The sequence below is a fragment of the Actinokineospora sp. genome, from assembly GCF_050699995.1.
Lineage (GTDB): Bacteria > Actinomycetota > Actinomycetes > Mycobacteriales > Pseudonocardiaceae > Actinokineospora.
This window is the reverse complement of record NZ_JBOHGC010000093.1, coordinates 1-2,639: the sequence shown is the minus strand read 5'-3', so window position 1 is coordinate 2,639 and position 2,639 is coordinate 1. Positions and strand designations below refer to the sequence as shown.

The window sequence follows — 2,639 nt, the reverse complement described above, 5'->3', positions numbered from 1 at the left end:
CGTGCGCCCGGGCCAGGTCGATCCGCCCAGCGGCCAAGGCGTCCACAGTGGACGGGAACAGGGTGGCCAGACGGGCGGCGCGGGCGACTTCGGTGGCTGCCCGGCTCGGTGTCCACGTCAACGCCGCACCGACCTCGGCACCGGCGAACCGGTGTCCACCGGCGTCGCGATCGGGGCGCAGCGCGGCCATCCGAGCGAGCGCGCGGACTTTCACGGCGTCGCGGGCGGCCTGCTCACGCTCCAGATCGCGCAGCAGGTCCAACACCTCGACGTCGCTCATCCCCGCGACCCGATCAGCACTGAACACATGTTCGACCTTAACGCCCGAACGGCCGCATGTCTGCAGCTCAGGACATGATCACCCGATCGGGGAGCACGGTGCGTTGCCCAGCTTCTTCACCAGGGTCAGGTAGGCGGCCCGCAGCGGGCGGACACCGGTCCTCGGGAAGGCGTAGACCGTGGATGGAAGCTCGCGGCTCGCCGGCCGGCGAGCCAGCGTGCGCTCGGGAAAGTAGTCGTCGCTGCCTTCGCTGTCCGACCGGACCGCCGCCAGGCCGGGCTCGACCCAGGAGTCCAGGTCCAGGCGGCCCAACTCGGTGAACGCGAGACTGGCCAGGTGGACTTCCTTGCCCACGCCCCGCAGCGCCATCGCGAGCGGGCGGCGATGAGGATTCGCTGGGCGGGACGCAGTCTGGTGAACGGCGGGGGCTCCACCAAAGTGAACTCAATTGCGTTCACCCGCGCGCGAGCGCCGCGGCGGCGGTGCCCGGGGACCCATCACTACCGGCACCACGGTCTGAGGCTATGGCCTGGCGCAAAGGAAAAGGCCCCCGCCGAAGCGAGGGCCTTTCCGGCAAACCTGCGACTAGTCGTCGTTGCTCGACGGGGTCGTCTTCGCCACCTGCATCAGGAACTCGATGTTGGTGCGGGTCTTGCGCAGGCGGTCGAGCAGCAACTCGATGCCCGCCTGGTTGTCGAGCGCGTGGAGCACTCGGCGGAGCTTGACCATGACCGCGTGCTCGTCCGGCGGGAGGAGCAGCTCGTCCTTACGCGTACCCGACTGGTCGATGTCGACGGCCGGGAAGGTGCGCTTGTCGGCGATCTTGCGGTCGAGCTTGAGCTCGGCGTTGCCCGTGCCCTTGAACTCCTCGAAGATCACCGTGTCACCGGCGGAGCCGGTCTCGACGAGCGCGGTGGCGAAGATGGTGAGCGAGCCGCCGCCTTCGATGTTGCGCGCCGCGCCGAGGAAGCGCTTCGGGGGGAACAGGGCGGTCGAGTCGACACCACCGGAGAGGATTCGGCCGGACGCCGGGGCCGCCAGGTTGTAGGCGCGACCCAGACGGGTGATCGAGTCCAGGAGCACGACCACGTCGTGGCCCATCTCCACCAGGCGCTTGGCGCGCTCGATGGACAGCTCCGCGACCGTGGTGTGGTCTGACGGCGGCCGGTCGAAGGTGGAGGCGATGACCTCACCCTTGACCGAGCGCTGCATGTCCGTGACCTCTTCGGGGCGCTCGTCGACGAGCACGACCATCAGGTAGACCTCGGGGTTGTTCGTGGTGATCGCGTTGGCGATCGCCTGCAGCACCGAGGTCTTACCCGCCTTCGGCGGCGAGACGATGAGCGCGCGCTGGCCCTTGCCGACGGGCATCACCAGGTCGATGACACGCGTGGTCAGGATGTGCGGCTCGGTCTCGAGACGAAGACGCTCGTTCGGGTAGAGCGGCGTCAGCTTGGTGAACTCCGGACGCACCTTGGCCGCGTCCGGCTCCAAGCCGTTGATCGTCTCCACCCGCACCAGCGGGTTGAACTTCTGCCGCTGCTGCTCACCGTCACGCGGCTGGCGGACCAGGCCGGTGATGGCGTCGCCGCGCCGCAGGTTGTACTTGCGGACCAGCGAGAGCGACACGTAGACGTCGTTCGGGCCGGACAGGTAGCCGGAGGTGCGGACGAACGCGTAGTTCTCCAGCACGTCGAGCACGCCCGCCACGGGCAGCAACACGTCGTCCTCGCGGACCTCCGTGTCGTTCTGGCCGCCCACGCCGTCGACTCGGCCGCCGCGGCGGCGACGGTCGCGGAAGCGACGGCCACGACGGTCGGTGCCGTCCTCGTCGTCGTCCGGACCGTTGTCGCGGTCCTGCTGACGGTCCTGCTGACGACCCTGGTCACGGCCACCCTGGTCGCGGCCACGGTTGCGGTCGCCGCGCTGGCCACCACGCTCGCCCCGGTCACCACGGTCACCGCGCTCATTGCGGTCGCCACGCTGGCGGTCCTGGCGCTCGCCCTGCTGGCGGTCGCCCTGCTGCCGATCCGGACGGTCGCCCTGCTGGCGGTCGTCGCGGGCCGGACGCTCGTCACGAGCCGGGCGGTCCTCACGGGCCGCACGCTCCTCACGAGCGGGACGGTCTTCACGAGCGGGCCGGTCCTCACGGGCCGGGCGCTCGGCGACGACCGAAGCCTGCTCCCCCGCCTCGGGGCTGCCCGCCGGACGGCTGGCACCACGACGGCGCCGGTTCTCGCGGACACCCTCGGCGCGCGCGGTCTCCTGCGGCGCCTCGGCGGGCTTGTCGGCACTGTCGGCTCCCGCGGTGGGCCGGACCTCGGCGGGCTGCTCGGCCTTGGGCCGCTCAGTCTTGGCC

3 protein-coding genes are annotated in these 2,639 nt (G+C 70.8%); all 3 read right to left on the bottom strand.

Annotated features, from left to right (window positions below; translation table 11 throughout):
• Positions 1-307: DUF222 domain-containing protein (locus tag ACRDSQ_RS05550; RefSeq protein ID WP_431419368.1), on the bottom strand; the 307-nt coding region annotated here is incomplete at its 3' end.
• A gap of 51 nt (positions 308-358) precedes the next feature.
• Entirely contained in the window at positions 359-649 is a 291-nt protein-coding gene (locus ACRDSQ_RS05545; RefSeq protein WP_431419367.1) for a hypothetical protein, read from the bottom strand.
• Positions 650-865: 216 nt separating this feature from the next.
• Positions 866-2,639 (bottom strand): transcription termination factor Rho (rho, locus tag ACRDSQ_RS05540; protein ID WP_431419366.1); only part of this gene is annotated, 1,774 nt, incomplete at its 5' end.

Excerpts from the sequence above, each read along its gene's own strand:
- ACRDSQ_RS05545 (WP_431419367.1), bottom strand. The coding sequence starts at position 649 with ATGGCGCTGCGGGGCGTGGGCAAGGAAGTCCACCTGGCCAGTCTCGCG.